Source organism: Microbacterium sp. SORGH_AS_0421 (assembly GCF_030818635.1).
Taxonomy (GTDB): Bacteria; Actinomycetota; Actinomycetes; order Actinomycetales; family Microbacteriaceae; genus Microbacterium.
This window is the reverse complement of record NZ_JAUTAO010000001.1, coordinates 2,949,433-2,966,994: the sequence shown is the minus strand read 5'-3', so window position 1 is coordinate 2,966,994 and position 17,562 is coordinate 2,949,433. Positions and strand designations below refer to the sequence as shown.

Sequence of the window (17,562 nt, the reverse complement as noted above, 5' to 3'; positions counted from 1 at the left end):
AATGCACCTGACGGAAGCCGTGGAGGGCTACCTGGCCCATCTGTCCGACGTGCGTCGGCTTTCCGTCGCGACGGTGCGGTCGTATCGGTCCGACCTCGCCCACCTCGCCTCGGCCCTGGGCGACCGAGTCCTGGCGGACGTCGATGTCGAAGACCTGCGTGAGTGGCAGTGGCAGGCCGCGAAATCAGGGCAGTCGAAGGCGACCGCGGCGCGTCGGGCGTCGACGGTCAGAGGGTTCTTCGCGTGGGCGGTCGAGGAGGAAATCGTCGCCTCTGATCCCTCGCAGCGGCTCGTGTCACCCAAACGCGGACGAACGCTTCCCGTGGTGGCCACGGCGGATGCGATGGAGCGCGTGCTCGCCGCCACCGCCGAGCACGCGGCCGGCGGAGATCCGGTCTGCCTCCGCGATCATGCCCTGCTCGAACTGCTGTACGGCTCCGGCGCTCGTGTGTCCGAGGTGTGCGCGCTGGACCTCGACGACGTCGATCACGAGCGACGGACCGTCCTGCTGCGAGGTAAGGGCGACAAGGACCGAGTGGTCCCGTTCGGGCTCCCCGCGGCTCGTGCGCTGGAGGCCTATCTCGTGCGAGCACGTCCGGCACTGCGGGCTCGTGCGTTGGAAGCCTCCACGACTCCCGATGCGGGGGGCGACGGTGCCGCGACGCGGGGCCCGAACGGTCGCGGAAAGGCGCGCGAGGTGGCCCCTGGCGCTGGTCGCGCCGTCTTCCTCGGCGCGAGAGGGGCCCGGCTCGGGCCGCGGGCCGTTCACACGCTCGTCACGAGGACGGTCGCGCCGAGCGTCGGCACGGAGGTGCTCGGCCCCCACGCCCTCCGCCACTCTGCGGCGACCCACCTGCTCGACGGCGGGGCGGATCTGCGCGCCGTGCAGGAGATCCTCGGCCACGCGAGCTTGGGCACGACCCAGATCTACACGCATGTCTCGGCCGAGCGTCTGCGCGAGGCCTACCGTCTCGCCCACCCCCGAGCCTGACAGACGGGGTCTCGCGCGGTGTCTTCCGCGTACTCGGCCCGCGCAGCTCGGCAGCGCGCTCGCGTCGACGGCGCCTCGCGTGCGCACGTGCGCCCCACCCCTTAGCGTGGACTCGTGGACCTTCACCGTCTAGCGCCCGCCGCGATCGGCGTGATCGGCCTCGCCGTCGCGCTCAGCGCCTGCAGCCTGACACCCGAGCCGGTCGAGACCCGTCTGCCTCCCGGACTCGCCGTCTCGAGCCCGCCGCCCGCTGCGGCGGTTCCGTCTCCGTCCGTCGTGACGGCGTCTCCCGTGCCGGCCCAGATCGGTGTCTCGACCAGTCCTCCCGGGGACGCTCCGGCTGGCGCGCTTTCGTGCGGCGACGGCGGCAGCCAGTCGGTGTCAGGGGCCGAGCAGACCGTCCGCATCGTCGGCACCTGCTCCGAACTCACCGTGTCGGGCTCCGCCCTCTCGGTCGACGCTTCGGCGGCATCCATCCGCACCCTCCGCATCTCAGGAGACCGCGCTCGAGTGGATGCCGCGGCGATCGACGTGCTCGTCCTCCAGGGCAACGACGGTTCTGTCCGCGCCGCCGGAGCCATCGGCAGCATCGATCTGAGCGGAGATCGCTCGACGGTCGACGCGGGAGGCGCGGTCTCGTCCGTCACCGTCCGCGGTCAGGACAACGTCATCCGCGCCACGGGGGGAGTGAGCGCACAGACGGTCGAGGGTCGGGGCAACCAGATCGGCTGAGCGCGGCTCAGCAGCATGGCAGGAGCACGGCCCGCGGTACCCCACCCAGCAGCCTCAGAGGGTTGACGTAGTCGCTCTGGAACCGGACGCCGAAGTGGACGGTGCCGGGCGTCGCGTGACCGCCCGCGGAGACCCTGCCCACGAGCGCTGCCCGCGCGACCGTGTCGCCCACGGCGAGCTCGGTGACGACCGGCTCGAAAGTCGTCACGAGCCCGCCCCCGTGGTCGATCGTGAGGATGTCGCGACCGGCGACCATCCCGACGAAGGCGATCCGTCCATCTGCGGGGGATCTAACCGCGTCGGCGCGCAGATCGATGCCGCGGTGCCCCGGACCGTACGCGTGCGCGGGGGCGACGAACGCTCGAGTCACCTGCGCGGGTGTCGCCGGCCACACCCATCCGAGATGGGCGAGCGGATCGGTTTCCGCGGCCTCTGCTCGTGGCGGTACGAGCACGACCGCGATCAGGACGACCAGGCCCAGAGAGCGAAGCAATGTCGAAAACATCCCGGAAGTCTTCCGCGCTCCGCGTTCCGGCCGCGGGCGGGGAGGTGCCACCGGGGAGAGTCCGCGCCCCGCACGCGGCTGGGGAGGAGCAGTCCTGTATGCTGGACCCTGCATCTCGCTCGTCGAGATGACTCCGCGTGCCCACAGCGCAACGCGACGCCCCTCGGGGTGGCGCACCGCGCGGCATCCACACCCCATGGTCCTCCGCTTCGGCGGTCGGCGGGTGTGCGCCGGGCACCAGGCTCGTCAGACGGACCGTCCGACGCGAACAACCACAACCACGGCGCGAAAGCGCCCAGAAACAGGAGTACGACCATGGCCGTCGTCACCATCCGCCAGCTGCTCGACAGCGGCGTTCACTTCGGACACCAGACCCGCCGGTGGAACCCGAAGGTGAAGCGCTTCATCCTGACCGAGCGCTCGGGCATCCACATCATCGACCTGCAGCAGTCGCTCGGGTACATCGACAAGGCGTACGAGTTCGTCAAGGAGACCGTCGCGCACGGCGGCACCATCCTCTTCGTCGGCACCAAGAAGCAGGCGCAGGAAGTCCTCGCCGAGCAGGCGACCCGCGTGGGCCAGCCCTACGTGAACCAGCGCTGGCTCGGTGGCCTCCTCACCAACTTCCAGACGGTGTCGAAGCGCCTCGCCCGCATGAAGGAGCTCGAGGAGCTCGACTACGAGAACCCGGCCGAGAGCGGCTTCACCAAGAAGGAGCTGCTGCTCAAGAAGCGCGAGCTCGACAAGCTGCACAAGTCGCTCGGTGGTATCCGCAACCTGCAGAAGACCCCGTCGGCCATCTGGGTCGTCGACGCCAAGCGCGAGCACCTCGCGGTCGACGAGGCCAAGAAGCTCGGCATCCCCGTGATCGGCATCCTCGACACGAACGCCGACCCCGACGAGTTCCAGTACCCGATCCCCGGTAACGACGACGCGATCCGCTCCGTGAGCCTGCTCACGCGCATCATCGCCGACGCCGCCGCCGAGGGCCTGATCCAGCGTCACCAGCCCGCCGGCGAGGAAGAGGCCGCCGAGCCCCTCGCCGAGTGGGAGCGCGAGCTTCTCGAGGCGCCCGCCGAGTCGACCGAGGCTCCCGCCGCCGAGTCGACCGAGGCGCCCGTCGCCGAGTCGGCCGAGGCTCCGGCCGCCGAGTCGACCGAGGCCGCCGACGCCGAGGCCACCGACAGCAAGTAAGCCGCGAGGCAATCCGTTCGTCTACGTGTGAACGGTGCGTCACCCTCACAGGCTACGATCCGGCGGGGGTCGTGACAGCTCCCTCTTCGCAGGGCAGCGGCACGGCCCCGCCGGGCTCACATCGAGAACGAAAACGACAAGGAGACGCCACACCATGGCAAACTTCACGATCGCCGACATCAAGGCGCTGCGCGAGCAGCTCGGCACGGGCATGGTCGACACGAAGAAGGCGCTCGAAGAGGCTGACGGCGACGTCGAGAAGGCCGTCGAGATCCTGCGCCTCAAGGGCGCCAAGGGCAACGCCAAGCGCGCCGACCGTTCGACCAGCGAGGGCCTCGTCGCCGCTCGCGAGAACGACGGTTCCGTGACGCTGCTCGAGCTCGCCTGCGAGACCGACTTCGTCGCCAAGAACGAGCGCTTCATCGCGCTGGCCGACAAGGTCGTCGACGCGGCCGCCGCCGCCGGTGCCGACTCGGTCGAGGCCGCCCTGGCCGCCGACGCCGACGGCAAGACCGTCGAGCAGCTCATCTCGGACGAGGCCGCGATCATCGGCGAGAAGGTCGAGCTCCGTCGCGTGCGCACCATCTCGGGCGACAAGTTCGAGGTCTACCTGCACAAGACCAGCAAGGACCTGCCCCCGCAGGTCGGCGTGGTCCTCGCCTACTCGGGCGACGACGCCGAGACCGCTCGCTCGATCGCGCAGCACATCTCGTTCGCGAACCCCTCGTACCTCACTCGCGACGCCGTGCCCGAGGCCGACGTCGAGAAGGAGCGCGAGATCGTCACCGAGATCTCCCGCAACGAGGGCAAGCCCGAGGCCGCGCTGCCGAAGATCGTCGAGGGACGCGTCAACGCGTTCTTCAAGCAGGTCTCGCTGCTCGACCAGGACTACGCGAAGGACAACAAGCTGTCCGTCGCCAAGGTCGCGTCCGACGCCGGTCTCACGCTGACCGACTTCGCCCGCTTCAAGGTCGGCGCGTAACCCTTAGACAGGCTCAGGGCCCGTCATGAGGCCCGGGATGCCACGGCATCCCGGGCCTTTTCCCTGCCCGCTACCCATATCGGTTCCGTCGTATCGGTCGCAGGTGCGGGGGGATAGTTTGTTCAAGACGAGAGGACATCACACGTGATCGATGAATCCACCAAGCGCCGCCGAGTTCTGCTGAAGCTGTCGGGGGAGGCGTTCGGCGGCGGCCAACTGGGCGTGAATCCCGACGTCGTGGGACAGATCGCCCGCGAGATCGCCGAGGCGGTGGACCGCGTCGACATCGCCATCGTCGTGGGCGGCGGGAACTTCTTCCGGGGTGCCGAGCTCAGCCAGCGCGGGATGGACCGCGGGCGCGCCGACTACATGGGCATGCTCGGCACGGTGATGAACTCCCTCGCACTGCAGGACTTCCTCGAGCAGGCCGGTGCCGCCACCCGCGTGCAGTCCGCCATCTCGATGACGCAGGTGGCGGAGCCCTACATCCCGCGCCGCGCGGTGCGTCACCTCGAGAAGGGCCGCGTCGTGATCTTCGGTGCGGGTGCGGGCCTTCCCTACTTCTCGACCGACACGGTCGCCGCCCAGCGCGCGTTGGAGATCGGCGCGACCGAGGTCCTCGTCGCCAAGAACGGCGTCGACGGCGTCTACACCGCCGACCCGAACGTGGATCCGGATGCGACCAAGCTCGACCACGTCACCTACGGTGATGCGCTGCAGAAGGGACTCAAGGTCGTGGACTCCACCGCGTTCAGCCTCTGCATGGACAACGGTATGGACATGCGCGTGTTCGGCATGGAGCCCGCGGGGAACGTCACGCGGGCCCTGCTCGGCGAGACGATCGGCACGCTCGTCACCGCATGACGCGCCGCGCGAGCCCGGGGAGCCGGGCTCGCGCGCGACTAGACTGATCAGTCAGTCCCAACGAATGGAGTCACCGTGATTTCCGATGTCCTCGCCGATGCCGGAGCGCGTATGGATCGCGCCGTGGAGGCCGCCAAGGAAGACTTCGCGACGGTCCGCACCGGGCGCGCGAACCCCCAGATGTTCCAGAAGGTGATGGTCGACTACTACGGGTCGCCCACCCCTCTCGCCCAGCTGGCTTCGCTGAACAACCCCGAGGCACGCACTCTCGTCATCAACCCGTACGACAAGTCGGCGTTGAAGGCCATCGAGCAGGCCATCCGCGACATGCCGAATCTCGGGGTCAACCCGACCAACGACGGCACGATCGTGCGCGTCACGATGCCCGAGCTCACCCAGGACCGCCGCAAAGAGTACGTGAAGATCGTGCGCGGCAAGGGCGAGGACGCCAAGGTGCAGGTGCGCAACCTCCGCCGCAAGGCCAAGGACGACCTCGACGCGCTGAAGAGCGACGTCGGAGAAGACGAACTCGTTCGCGCCGAGAAAGAGCTCGACGCGGTCACGCGCACGCACGTCGACCTGATCGACGAGGCGCTCAAGCGCAAAGAGGCAGAGCTCCTCGAGGTCTGACACCCATGCCCGACGCCCCCGAAATCGGCGAAGGCGAGCCGGTCCACCCGACCGCCTCGCCTCGCCGGCTCGATCCGGCGCGCCGTTCGCCGAACACGGGCGAGGGTGTGAACGCGATCGAGTCGCAGCTGCGCGCCATGCGATCGGATGCCGAGCAGCACATCGCCAACGCCCGTGCGGAGTTCGATCAGGCGAATGAGCGGCTCAAGCAGCGCACCGGCCGCGACCTCATCGTCGCGACCCTGATCGGTGTGGGCATCGGTGCGATCGTCGTCGCCTCGCTGATCTTCATCAAGTGGTTGTTCGTGCTGTTCGCCGCGGCCGCCATGGTGCTCGGCGTCCTGGAGTTCTCGCGGGCCCTGCAGGTGTCGGGTCGACGCGTCGATGTCGTTCCCCAGCTCGTCATGGGCTTCCTGCTGCTGCTCAGCGGATTCTTCCTCGGGCCATGGGTGCACTGGGTCGCGACCCTGGCGGCCGTCGTCGTGGTCATCGTGTGGCGGCTCACCGCGCAGATGTTCGCCTCCGACGGGCGCGCGCACATCGAGGTCATCGGCGACGTGCTGGTCGCGAGCTTCGTTCAGCTGTACGTGCCGTTCCTCACGAGCGTCGCGATGATCCTGCTCGCACAGCCTCGCGGCGAGTGGTGGGTGCTCGCGTTCCTGATCCTTGCGGTGGCTGCCGATACCGGGGCCTACGTCTCGGGCCTGACGTTCGGCCGGGGTGGGCGGCATCCGATGGCCCCTCGCATCAGTCCGAAGAAGACCTGGGAGGGCTTCGCCGGCGCGTGCGTCGCCGCTCTCCTCGCCGGTGCCCTGCTCGCTGCCTTCATGCTGCAGGTGCCGTGGTGGGCCGGGCTCATCTTCGGTGCCGTCGTACTCGCGACGGCGACAGTCGGCGATCTCGGCGAGTCGATGCTCAAGCGCGATCTGGGAATCAAGGACATGAGCTCGTGGCTCCCCGGTCACGGGGGAGTGCTCGACCGGCTCGATTCGATTCTTCCGTCGGCGACCGCTGCCCTCGTGATGTTCTATCTGCTCGCCCCGTTGGGAGTGTCATGACCGAGACGCCGATCCACGACACCGCGGCCGCGACTCCGTTCCCGACGACCTCGGGTCGCACCAAGGGGTACGAGAAGCGTGCCGTGGACGTGTTCCTGGCCCGTGCCCGTGAAGCCTTCGAGGCCGATGATCTGGGTGCGTTGCGTTCGTCCGAGGTGCGCGCCGCCGCGTTCCCGCTCGTCAAGGGCGGGTACCGGGTGGAAGTCGTCGACGCCGCCCTCGGCCGCGTCGAAGACGCCTTCGCCGCGCGCGAGCGCGAGTACGCCCTGTCTCGTCTCGGTGCCCGCGCCTGGGTCGCCGAAACCCGCGACACGGCGCAGGTGGTCCTTGACCGACTCCGTCGACCGCGCGGTTCGCGATTCGACCGTGTGGGTGTTCTCCGTTACGGCTACCGCGTGGACGAGGTCGACGTCGTCGCGGAGCGTGTCGCGCGCTATCTCGCCGCGGGTGATCCGGTGACGCCCGAGCAGGTCCGCTCCGTCGCCTTCCGGATGCAGCGGGGCGGGTATCGCGAGACGCAGGTCGATGCGGTGCTCGACGCGGTCGTCGAAGTAATGCTCGCTGTCGGATGACTCCCGCGCGTGGCATCCTCGCTCGGGCCTCGGTAGAATCGGGCGCACTGTGACTTCTGGTTCGGAACTTTCGCGCGCATCCGCCTCCCGTGCCGCCCGCCGGGGCACGTGGGTCGACGTGGTCCCGCCGACGCTCCCTCGTCGTTCCGGTCCGCGGTGGTCGCGCCGTCGTGGGGTGGTCGGTGTCTTCGGAGCCGCCGCCGCCGTTCTGTTCGTGGGAGCCTACGTGGGCCCCATGGGGGCCTCACTTCTGCCCGCGCAGGCCGAGGAGCCGCACACCGTCACGCTGTACGCCGAGGGGCTCGGCGATACGCAAGCCGTCTCGACCTCGGGAGAGAAGCAGGCTCCGCAGCTCGATCGCGCGAGCTACAACGTCTACGTGAAGCCCAAGCCGACCCCGACGCCCACCCCGGCTCCGTCGCGCTCGAAAGACGCGGGCTCGGGTTCGTCGTCTGGCAACTCCGGCCCCGTGCTGTATTCCGGCGGCGGGGCTCCCGCCGAGTGGATGGCCGCAGCCGGCATCTCCGAAGCCGACATGGGCTACGTCGACTACATCGTCAGTCGCGAGAGCGGCTGGAACCCGAACGCGACGAACCGGTCGTCGGGAGCGTGCGGCCTGGTCCAGGCCCTGCCGTGCAGCAAGGTCCCCGGCAACGGCTACGACCCGGTCGACAACCTGCGTTGGGGAACCGGTTACGCCACCGGTCGCTACGGCGGCTGGGCCGGCGCGTACGCGTTCTGGACCGCCAACCACTGGTGGTGAGCGGCATCCATGCCCCGCTCCCGTAAGAGACGCCCCGATTCGTCGCGCAGCGACGACTCTCTCGACCGTTTGATCGCGGGGTGGAAGCGCACCGAGGTCAAACGCGGCGGCGAGTGGACGGTGCAGCCGATCTCCGCTGCCCAGGCGGTCAAGGACTACCTGTGTCCGGGCTGCGGTCGCACCGTCGAGGCCGGAACCGCTCATCTGGTCGTCTGGCGCGCCGATGGCGTTCTCGGAGACGCTGCCGACCTCGCCGCCCGGCGTCATTGGCACACGCACTGTTGGAGGATCGCCTGATGGAGATTCGCGGACCCGTTCTGCTGCCCGCCCGCCGTGAGGAGGTCGAGCTGCGCACGGTCGACGAGCTGACCCTCGTGGGCGAACTCGCTCTTCCCGCCGATGGCGAGCCGGTCGCGACCCTCGTCACTCTGCATCCGCTGCCCACCGCGGGCGGATTCATGGACTCGCACATCCTGCGCAAGGCCGCTGGCCGGCTTCCGGCGCTTGCGAACCTCGCCGTGCTGCGGTTCAACACCCGCGGCACCACGTCTGCGCGGGGAACGAGCGAGGGCGCCTTCGACGGGGGCGCGAAGGAGTGCTTCGACGTGGCTGCGGCCGTCGACTTCGTGCGGGAGCGCGGTCTTCCGCGCCCCTGGCTCGTGGGGTGGTCGTTCGGCACCGAGCTCGCCCTGAAGTACGGACGCGATCACGACATCGAGGGCGTCATCCTGCTCTCACCCCCGCTGCACCGCGCGACGGCCGAGGAGGTCGGCGCCTGGGCGGGCGATGCACGCCGGATGGTCGTGCTGGTGCCCGAGTTCGACGACTACCTGCGTCCCGCCGAAGCCCGTGAGCGTTTCTCATCCGTTCCGGATGCCACCCTCATCGCAGTCGACGGCGGCAAGCATCTGTGGGTCGGCGAGACGCAGACGCGCCGCGTGCTGACCGAGATCGTCGCTGCGGTGAACCCCGACGCCCTGCCGTTGCCGACCGAGTGGGACGGCGAGCTCGGGGGCTGAGGATCAGCGCTCGTTCTGTCGCGGGATGATGACCTCGCGGTAGATGATGAGGATGCTCGCCGCCACCGGGATCGCGATGAGCGCGCCCAGCAGGTTCAGCAGCGCGCCGCCGGCCAGTGCCGAGATGACCACGACCGACCCCGGCACCGACACGGCGCGGTTCATGATGCGCGGGGAGATCACGTACGCCTCGATCTGCATGTAGACGAGGTAGTAGATCGCCGCGGCCACGATCGCCCAGGTGGGTGTACCGAGGCCGGGGATGAGGCAGGTCAGGACGATGATCGTCGAACCCGTGAGCGTGCCGACGAGGGGGATCAGCGAGAAGAAGAACGCGATCACCGCGAGGACGGCGGGGAAGGGGGCGTTGATGATGGACAGGAAGATCGCGCTCAGCACGCCGTTGATGACGCCGAGGCTGACCTGTCCCATGACGTAATAGCCGACGGAGTCGGTGATCTTCTCGGCCAACTCGATGAAACGAGCACGTTTCGACGCCGGAACCAGCTGATAGACGGCCGACTTCAGCGAGGGGGTGGATGCCGTGAAGTAGATCGTGAGGATCAGCACGATGAAGGCGCCGCCGAGGCCGGCCGCGACCGCGCCGCCGATGGTCAGCAGACTGTTGCCGATCATGGTGGAGATGCTTCCGACATCCAGCGTCGAGAACCAGTGCTGGATACCCGCCCAGACCTCGTCGATCTTGAGCCAGGGGAGCGTCTGCGACACCCAGGTCTGCACGTCGGTGACGATCTCGTTCCATCGGCCGGGCTGCAGCAACTGCTCGATCTGCGTGACGAGCTGGGCGATCTGGCTGACGATGATGGGCACGACCATGAAGATGATGCCGGCGAAGACGCCGAGCACCGCCAGGATCGTGACGAGCACGGCCGCCCAGCGGGGGAGCCCGCGACGCTCGAGGAACGAGACCACGGGGTCCAGGCCCAGGGAGAGGAACAGCGCCGTTCCGACGTACAGCAGGATCGTCGAGAGGTTCTGCACGCTTCCGATGAGCAGCAGGCCGACTCCCACGCCGAGGGTGGCGAGCAGAGCGACCCGGAAGGGGTTGTGGATCTTCATGCCGAACGACTCCCGCATCAGCCGGGCAGGTGCGCCCGTGTCGTCAGGATACTGAGCCGACAGCCGTCTGAGCGCGCGACGGGCCTTGCCGAGAACTTTCAGGCACCCTCGGATAGTCTGAAATGTCGATTCGGTGGCGCCCGAGCCACCGGTGGGGATGGTGTGAAGCGTGAGATTCGTCTGGGCCGTGGTGGCATTCGTCATCGCTGCGGCCATGATCGGTGCCGGTATCGCTCAAAGGACCGTGTTCCACGGACCCTCGGAGACCTCGGCGAACGTGCAGACCGAGGGATCGACGGCGTTCACGTTGATCGACGGAGCGGTGCTGAACAGCGTCCCGGGTGCTCAGACGCTACGCGTCCAGGGCGACGGCGCCGTGTTCGCTTCGTACGGGCGCACCGCCGATGTCAAGGCGTGGCTCGCCGACGTCGCCTACACCTCCGTCACGCTCGACGGCGAGGGAACGGTGCAGACCTCCGAGGTCGAGCCGACGGTGACACCCGCCTCCGGCGCCGCGACGACCGGACGCTCTCCCGTGGACTCCGATCTCTGGCTCGATGAGTTCGAGCAGACCGGGTCGCTGTCGACCACCCTTCAGCTCCCGAGCGACATGAGCGTCCTCGTCGCCTCCGACGGGACCGCCCCGGCGCCCGCGAACATCAGCCTCACCTGGCCGATCGACGATTCCACGCCGTGGGCCGGTCCCCTCATCGTCGGCGGTGGGATCGTCCTGTTGATCGGCCTGATTCTCTACCTGCTGGGCATCCGCCATGTGCGTCGCCAGCGTCGTCCGCGCCGCAAGGGCCTGCCGCTGCCCGTGACCGAGCCGATCTCGACGATCGGCGCGGATGGCGAGAGCAAGGGGGTCGTGACCCAGAGCCCCGGGCGCCGGGCAGGCGCGCGCGTACGCGGCGCCCTCGGTGGTCGTCGTGCGCTGGTGGCCGTGCCGGCTCTGGGCGTGTCGGTGGCCCTTCTCGCGGGCTGCTCCGCCGATGCCTGGCCGCAGCTCGCCGCGACGGATTCGCCGAGCCCCACACCCACGGTGATCGTCCCGGAGGGACAGTTCCCGCCCGCGGTGACCGAGGCTCAGGCCCAGCGCATCGTCTCGAAGGTCTCGTCGACCGTTGCCCAGGCGGACGCCTCGCTCGATGCGAACGTGGTCGCCGAGCGCCTCTCGGGTCCCGCCCTGGCCGAGCGCCAGACCAACTACAAGCTGCGCGCCGCGATCGCCGATCGTCCGGCTCTGCCCGCGATTCCCGCGGAGCCCGTGCAGATCGTCCTCCCGCAGACCACGGGAACGTGGCCCCGCACCCTGATGACGGTGGTGGAGTCGGCGGATGCCGCGACCCCGACGACCACGATCATGATGATGACGCAGCAGACGCCGTGGGAGGAGTACAAGGCCTCCTACGTCGGCAATCTCGAAGCCTCCACCAACCTCCCCGAGCTGGCGGCTCCGTATGTGGGCGCGACCCAGGTCCCGCCGGACTCCTCGTTCCTGGTGATGGCGCCCGAGAAGGTCGCCGCGGCCTACGCCGACGTCATCAACAACGGTCAGAACAGCGCTTCGTTCGCGAAGTTCGACACGGCCAACGATCTCCTGCTGTCCGCGATCCAGGACAACAAGACCAAGCGCACCGACGAGCTGAACCAGACCGGTGCGGGAACGGCGGAGATCAGCTTCTCGGCTTCGGCGGGAGCGGCTACTCCGATCGCGCTGGCCACGCTCGACACGGGTGCCATCGTCGCCGTCAACGTGTACGAGAGCGACACGGCGAAGCCCACGAACAAAGACGCCGTGATCAAGCTGGACAACAACCCCGCGGTCAAGGCCCTCACCGGTGTCGACCAGTCCGCGACAGGCTTCACCACGACATACTCCGACCAGGTCTTCTTCTACGTGCCCAGCCAGGGCTCCGATGACCAGATCCGCCTGCTCGGCTACCGATCCAGCCTCCTCGAAGCGAAGGTGTCCCCGTGAGCACTCCCGCCCCCGGTTCCGTGATGCGCGGTGCCGTCGACCTCTCGTCGCTGCGTAACCGTCCGCAGCCGCCCGCCGCTCCCGCAGCCGGCGCCCCCGCCGCGCCGGCGGACGCGGTCGGCGCCCTGCCGCTCGTGTTCGACGTGACGGACGAGACGTTCGGCGAGGTGCTCGAGCTCTCGCGCACCGTGCCGGTGGTCATCGATCTGTGGGCCGAGTGGTGCGGACCGTGCAAGCAGCTCAGCCCCGTCCTGGAGAAAGTCGTCACCGAGCTCGCCGGTCGTCTCGTGCTGGCCAAGGTCGACGTCGATGCGAACCCGCAGCTCGCGCAGGGCTTCCGGGCGCAGTCGATTCCGATGGTGCTCGCCCTCGTCGCCGGTCAACCGGTTCCCCTCTTCACCGGGGCCGTGCCCGAGCAGCAGGTGCGCGACGTGTTCGCCCAGCTCCTGCAACTCGCCGCCCAGCACGGTGTGACCGGCACCGTGCCGGTCGAGGGGAGCTCCGCCCCCGACGCCCCCGTTGCCGAGCCGGAGCTGCCCCCGCTGCATGCCGAGGCCTTCGCCGCCATCGAAGAGGGCGACTACGCGCGCGCGATCCGCGCCTACGAGCAGGCCCTCGCCGATAACCCCCGCGATGCCGATGCCCGCGCAGGTCTCGGACAGGTTCGCCTTCTCGATCGCGTCCAGGGTGCCGACCTCCAGGCGGCACGCGCTGCCGCGGCCGCGGATCCGAAGGGTCTCGAGGCACAGTTCCTCGTCGCAGACCTCGATGTCGTGGGCGGCCACGTCGACGACGCCTTCGGTCGCCTGCTCGACCTGTTCGCCGCTCTGCCGACCGACGAGCGCGCTCCGGTTCGCGAGCGCCTGCTCGACCTCTTCGGGCTCGTCGGAGACGACGACGCCCGCGTCATCCGCGCGCGCTCGCGTCTGGCGTCACTGCTCTTCTGACGCCGGACGGTTTACGGCCCCGCCCTCCCGCAGGAGGACGGGGCCGTTCGTCGTTCGCGAAAGTGCACACGTGAGAGACCCCCGGGTACCGGGACACGGCTTGCGGTCCAGTACCCGGGGTCTGTCGTGCCGGTGTCAGCTTCCCGCGCGGTGGTGGAGCCAGAGAACGCCGAGGGGCGGGAGGGTCAGGGTGGCGCTTCCGCGACCGTCCGTGTCGACGGCGCCGAAGTTTCCTTGACCCGAACCGCCGAACACTTCGGCATCGCTGTTGAGGATCTCGCTCCAGGTCCCCGATTCGGGCAGATCCAGCGGGAAATCGGTCAGCGGGACGCCCGAGAAGTTGCAGACGACCACGATGGTGTTGCCGTGATGATCGCGGCGCGCGAACGCGAGCACGTTCGCGTTCCACGCGGGAGCGCCGAGACGCGAGAACGCCGCACCGTCGTGATCGCGCGACCAGAGGGCCGCCTGGTCCTTATAGACGCGGTTCAGCTCGGCGACGAAGGAGTGCAGCTGCTTGTGAGAGGGCTGGTCGAGCATCCACCAATCGATGCTGCGGGACTCCGACCATTCCGACATCTGGCCGAACTCCTGGCCCATGAACAGCAGCTGCTTTCCGGGATGGCCCCACATGTAGGCCAGGAACGCGCGCATGTTGGCGAGCTTCTGCCAGTGGTCTCCCGGCATCCGGCCGAAGAGGCTGCCCTTGCCGTGCACGACCTCGTCGTGACTGATCGGCAGGACGAAGTTTTCGCTGAACGAGTACACGAAGGAGAATGACAGCTCGCCCTCGTGATGGGAGCGGTACATCGGGTCGCGCCCGATGTACTGCAACGAGTCGTTCATCCAGCCCATGTTCCACTTGAACCCGAAGCCGAGGCCCGCGTGAGAGGTGGGGGCGGTGACACCCGGGAAGCTGGTCGACTCCTCGGCTATCAGGGCGATGCCCGGGTAGCGCTTGTATGAAGTCGCGTTGACTTCCTGCAGGAAGCGGATGGCTTCGAGGTTCTCACGTCCACCGAACTGGTTGGGCGCCCATTCACCGTCGTTGCGGGAGTAGTCGAGGTAGAGCATGGAGGCCACGGCATCCACCCGCAGGCCGTCGACGTGAAACTCCTCGAACCAGTACAGCGCGTTGGCGACGAGGAAGTTGCGCACCTCGTTGCGGCCGTAGTCGAAGATGAGCGTTCCCCAGTCCTTGTGCTCTCCGCGACGGGGATCGGGGTGCTCGTACAGCGCCTCGCCGTCGAAGCGCGCGAGGGCGAAGTCGTCCTTGGGGAAGTGTCCGGGGACCCAGTCCATGATCACGCCGATACCGGCTCGGTGCAGGCGGTCGATCAGGTAGCGCAAGTCGTCGGGGGAGCCGAAACGGCTGGTGGGGGCGTAGTAGCCCGACACCTGGTAGCCCCACGATCCGCCGAAGGGGTGTTCGGCGAGGGGCAGGAACTCGACGTGGGTGAAACCCTGAGCACCCACGTAGTCGATGATCTCGTCGGCGGCCTCGCGGTACGACAGGCCCTGCTTCCACGAGCCGAGGTGGAGCTCGTAGATCGACATCGGCCGGTCGATGGGCGCGGTGCGCGAACGCTCCTTGATCCACTCGTCGTCGGCCCAGGCATATTCCGAATCGGTGACGACGGATGCCGTGGCGGGAGGAACCTCGGCGAGGCGCGCCATCGGGTCGGCCTTCTCGATCCACTGCCCCGCGCGGGTGAGGATCTCGAACTTGTAGCGGGTGCCGACGCCGATACCGGGGACGAAGACCTCCCAGACACCGCTGCCGCCCATCGAGCGCATGGCGTGTCCGGCCCCGTCCCAGCCGTTGAAGTCGCCGATCACACGCAGGGCGCGCGCATCGGGGGCCCAGACGGTGAAAGCGGTGCCGGCCGAACCGTCGAGCTCTCGCACGTGCGCACCCAGGACGCGCCAGAGCTCTTCGTGACGGCCCTCGGTGATGAGGTGCAGGTCGAGCTCGCCGAGGGAGGGCGCGTGGCGGTACCCGTCGTCGGACACGTGCTCGGAACCGTCGTAGGACGCACGCACCGTGTAGGCGCCGGGGTAGGTCTCGACGGGCGCCTCCCAGATGCCTCCGCGCACGTGCTCCAACGCAACCGCCGTACCGTCGGCGAGCTCGGCGACCACCTCGCGGGCGAGGGGGCGCCGCGAGCGGATGACCCACCCGGCGCCCGTCTCGTGCACACCCAGCACACTGTGCGGGTCGTGGTGGGCGCCGTGGGCGACGGCGTCCAGGATCTCGGGGGGAAGAGAGGTCATCGGTTCTCCTTGACGTGCAGGATGTGCACCGGCTCGACGAAGGCGTCGAGGCGCACGAAGTTGTGGTCGGCCCAGGTCCAGACCTGGCCCGTCACGAGGTCCTCGACCTCGTACGAGACGCCGGGTTCGATGCCGAACACGGTCGTGTCGAGGTGCACGGTGCTCTCGCGGGCGGAATGCCTATCGACGTTCGCGACGACGATGATCGTGTCGCTGGAACCGGTGGGGGAGAGTTCTGCGGCCAGGTGCTTGGAGTAGACGAGAATCGAGTCGTCGTCACTCCAGTGGATGTCGAGGTTGCGCAGCTGCAGCAGGGCCGGGTGTGCACGGCGCGCCGCGTTGAGCATCCGAATGTACGGGGCGAGCGAGTCGCCCGCGGCCTCGGCGCCGGCCCAGTCGCGGAACTTGTACTCGAACTTCTCGTTGTCGATGTTCTCTTCGGCACCCGGGCGCGCGACGTTCTCGAACAGCTCGTAGCCCGCGTACACCCCGTAGGTGGGCGCCGCCGTCGCGGCGATCGCGGCGCGGATCTTGTACGCCGGGCGTCCGCCGAACTGCAGGTACTCGGTGAGGATGTCGGGAGTGTTGACGAAGAGGTTGGGCCGCAGGAAGTCGGAGGTCTCGTGAGCGAGGCCGCCGAGGAACTCCTCGAGCTCCTCCTTCGTGTTGCGCCACGTGAAGTACGTGTAGCTCTGCTGGAACCCGGCCATCGCGAGTCCCTGCAGGGGGGCCGGGCGCGTGAACGCCTCGGCGAGGAACACCGCTCCGGGTTCCTCGGCGCTGACGGTGGCGATGAGCCACTCCCAGAACTGCAGGGGTTTGGTGTGGGGGTTGTCGACGCGGAAGATCGTGACGCCCTGCGCGATCCAATGGCGCACGATTCGCAGGACCTCTGCGCGGATCCCCTCAGGATCGTTGTCGAAGTTGATCGGGTAGATGTCCTGGTACTTCTTCGGCGGGTTCTCGGCGAACGCGATCGAGCCGTCGGGCAGCGTCGTGAACCACTCGGGGTGCTCCGTGACCCAGGGATGGTCGGGCGAGGCCTGGAGCGCCAGGTCGAGAGCGACCTCGATGTCGTTCTCACGGGCGGCCTGCACGAAGGCGCGGAAGTCGTCGAGCGTTCCGAGGTCGGGATGCACGGTGTCGTGCCCGCCCGCGGCGGCGCCGATCGCCCAGGGCGAGCCCGGGTCGCCCGGCTCGGTGACGAGGGTGTTGTTCGGGCCCTTGCGGTTGGTCTGTCCGATCGGGTGGATCGGCGGGAGGTAGAGGACGTCGAAGCCCATGTCGGCGACGGCCGGGAGTCGCTCGGCGGCGGTGCGGAAGGTGCCGCTGATCACACTGCCGTCCTCGGCGCGACGCGCACCCTCGGACCGGGGGAAGAATTCGTACCAGGCGCCGACGCCGGCGCGTTCGCGTTCCACGAGCAGCTCGGCATCCCGTCCGACCGATACCAGGCCCATCATCGGGCGCGCTTCGAAAAGCGACGCGATCTCGGGATCGCGGACGATCTGGAGGGCGGTGTCGTCGTGCACGTCCGGGTCGCGTAGCGCGCGGGCGGCGTCGTAGAGACGGTCTTTGTCGCTGGCCGGGCGCTTCTTCTCGCCGCGAGCACGGTCGAACAGCTGCGCGCCCATCTCGCGCATGAGCGCGACGTCGACGCCTGCCGCGATCTTGAGCTCGGCGGCGTGCTCCCAGGTGGCGAAGTCGTCGGCGAAGGACTCGAACCGGAACCGCCAGACTCCCTGCTCGAGGGGTGCCACGAGTGTCGACCAGCGGTCGAAGCCGTCGTTCAGCGGGCTCAGACGGTGCAGCGATTCGTCGCCCGACGGCGAGAACAGGCGCAGCTGCACGCCGATGCGGTCGTGGCCCTCGCGGAACGCCGTGACGGTGAACGGCACGGCCTCGCCCACGTACGCGGAAGGCCGGAAGCGGCCACCCGGAACGCTCGGATGCGGCAGCGCCATGGGGAT

The 17,562-nt window shown here is 68.7% G+C and carries 17 protein-coding genes; 13 read left to right on the top strand and 4 right to left on the bottom strand.

Annotated features, from left to right (window positions below; translation table 11 throughout):
- Window position 1: 1 nt before the first annotated feature.
- Window positions 2-991, top strand: a complete 990-nt coding sequence (locus QE416_RS14170; protein ID WP_307317113.1) for a tyrosine recombinase XerC — start codon at window positions 2-4, stop codon at window positions 989-991.
- A 114-nt stretch (window positions 992-1,105) separates the two neighbouring features.
- A complete protein-coding gene (locus QE416_RS14165; protein WP_307317111.1) occupies window positions 1,106-1,723 on the top strand; it encodes a DUF3060 domain-containing protein in 618 nt (205 codons plus the stop codon).
- Window positions 1,724-1,730: 7 nt separating this feature from the next.
- Here the strand turns inward: QE416_RS14165 and QE416_RS14160 are convergent, their stop codons facing one another.
- Complete coding sequence (locus tag QE416_RS14160; protein ID WP_267787117.1) at window positions 1,731-2,228, bottom strand: murein hydrolase activator EnvC; 498 nt, start codon at window positions 2,226-2,228, stop codon at window positions 1,731-1,733.
- Between the two features lie 315 nt (window positions 2,229-2,543).
- Between QE416_RS14160 and rpsB the strand changes: the two genes are divergently transcribed.
- The 9 genes from rpsB (at window position 2,544) to QE416_RS14115 (ending at window position 9,310) form a co-directional block, all read left to right on the top strand.
- Window positions 2,544-3,422 (top strand): 30S ribosomal protein S2, encoded by an 879-nt coding sequence (rpsB, locus tag QE416_RS14155; protein WP_210074704.1) that lies wholly within the window; start codon window positions 2,544-2,546, stop codon window positions 3,420-3,422.
- 154 nt (window positions 3,423-3,576) lie between these two features.
- Window positions 3,577-4,404 carry a translation elongation factor Ts gene (gene tsf, locus QE416_RS14150; RefSeq protein ID WP_103208967.1) on the top strand — a complete coding sequence of 276 codons (828 nt, stop codon included), beginning with the start codon at window positions 3,577-3,579 and terminating at the stop codon, window positions 4,402-4,404.
- A gap of 144 nt (window positions 4,405-4,548) precedes the next feature.
- Window positions 4,549-5,268 (top strand): UMP kinase, encoded by a 720-nt coding sequence (gene pyrH, locus QE416_RS14145; RefSeq protein WP_210074706.1) that lies wholly within the window; start codon window positions 4,549-4,551, stop codon window positions 5,266-5,268.
- A gap of 75 nt (window positions 5,269-5,343) precedes the next feature.
- Window positions 5,344-5,898, top strand: coding sequence for a ribosome recycling factor (gene frr / locus QE416_RS14140; protein WP_210074708.1), 555 nt, complete (start codon window positions 5,344-5,346; stop codon window positions 5,896-5,898).
- Window positions 5,899-5,903: 5 nt separating this feature from the next.
- The gene (locus QE416_RS14135; protein WP_210074709.1) at window positions 5,904-6,956 is read left to right on the top strand and encodes a phosphatidate cytidylyltransferase; all 1,053 of its coding nucleotides are present in this window, start codon (window positions 5,904-5,906) and stop codon (window positions 6,954-6,956) included.
- Window positions 6,953-7,528, top strand: coding sequence for a DivIVA domain-containing protein (locus QE416_RS14130; RefSeq protein ID WP_210074711.1), 576 nt, complete (start codon window positions 6,953-6,955; stop codon window positions 7,526-7,528). Before QE416_RS14135 ends, QE416_RS14130 begins: the two co-directional genes overlap by 4 nt.
- Window positions 7,529-7,763: 235 nt before the next feature.
- Window positions 7,764-8,291 carry a transglycosylase SLT domain-containing protein gene (locus tag QE416_RS14125; RefSeq protein WP_267787120.1) on the top strand — a complete coding sequence of 176 codons (528 nt, stop codon included), beginning with the start codon at window positions 7,764-7,766 and terminating at the stop codon, window positions 8,289-8,291.
- Between the two features lie 9 nt (window positions 8,292-8,300).
- A complete protein-coding gene (locus tag QE416_RS14120; RefSeq protein WP_210074716.1) occupies window positions 8,301-8,588 on the top strand; it encodes a hypothetical protein in 288 nt (95 codons plus the stop codon).
- On the top strand, window positions 8,588-9,310 hold the full coding sequence (locus tag QE416_RS14115; protein WP_210074718.1) for an alpha/beta hydrolase: 723 nt from the start codon (window positions 8,588-8,590) through the stop codon (window positions 9,308-9,310). The genes QE416_RS14120 and QE416_RS14115 overlap by 1 nt, the downstream gene beginning before the upstream one ends.
- A gap of 3 nt (window positions 9,311-9,313) precedes the next feature.
- On the opposite strand, the gene QE416_RS14110 is transcribed toward QE416_RS14115, so the two are convergent.
- Entirely contained in the window at window positions 9,314-10,390 is a 1,077-nt protein-coding gene (locus tag QE416_RS14110; protein ID WP_210075358.1) for an AI-2E family transporter, read from the bottom strand.
- A gap of 169 nt (window positions 10,391-10,559) precedes the next feature.
- On the opposite strand from QE416_RS14110, the gene QE416_RS14105 reads away from it, so the two are divergent.
- Both QE416_RS14105 and QE416_RS14100 read left to right on the top strand, forming a co-directional pair.
- Window positions 10,560-12,371: a glycosyl transferase gene (locus tag QE416_RS14105; RefSeq protein ID WP_307317099.1), complete on the top strand. Its 1,812-nt coding sequence runs from the start codon at window positions 10,560-10,562 to the stop codon at window positions 12,369-12,371.
- A complete protein-coding gene (locus QE416_RS14100) occupies window positions 12,368-13,318 on the top strand; it encodes a tetratricopeptide repeat protein (protein ID WP_307317096.1) in 951 nt (316 codons plus the stop codon). Before QE416_RS14105 ends, QE416_RS14100 begins: the two co-directional genes overlap by 4 nt.
- Window positions 13,319-13,453: 135 nt before the next feature.
- On the opposite strand, the gene glgB is transcribed toward QE416_RS14100, so the two are convergent.
- The gene (gene glgB / locus QE416_RS14095; RefSeq protein ID WP_307317093.1) at window positions 13,454-15,592 is read right to left on the bottom strand and encodes a 1,4-alpha-glucan branching protein GlgB; all 2,139 of its coding nucleotides are present in this window, start codon (window positions 15,590-15,592) and stop codon (window positions 13,454-13,456) included.
- Complete coding sequence (locus QE416_RS14090) at window positions 15,589-17,556, bottom strand: alpha-1,4-glucan--maltose-1-phosphate maltosyltransferase (protein ID WP_307317960.1); 1,968 nt, start codon at window positions 17,554-17,556, stop codon at window positions 15,589-15,591. Before QE416_RS14090 ends, glgB begins: the two co-directional genes overlap by 4 nt.
- Window positions 17,557-17,562 lie beyond the last annotated feature (6 nt).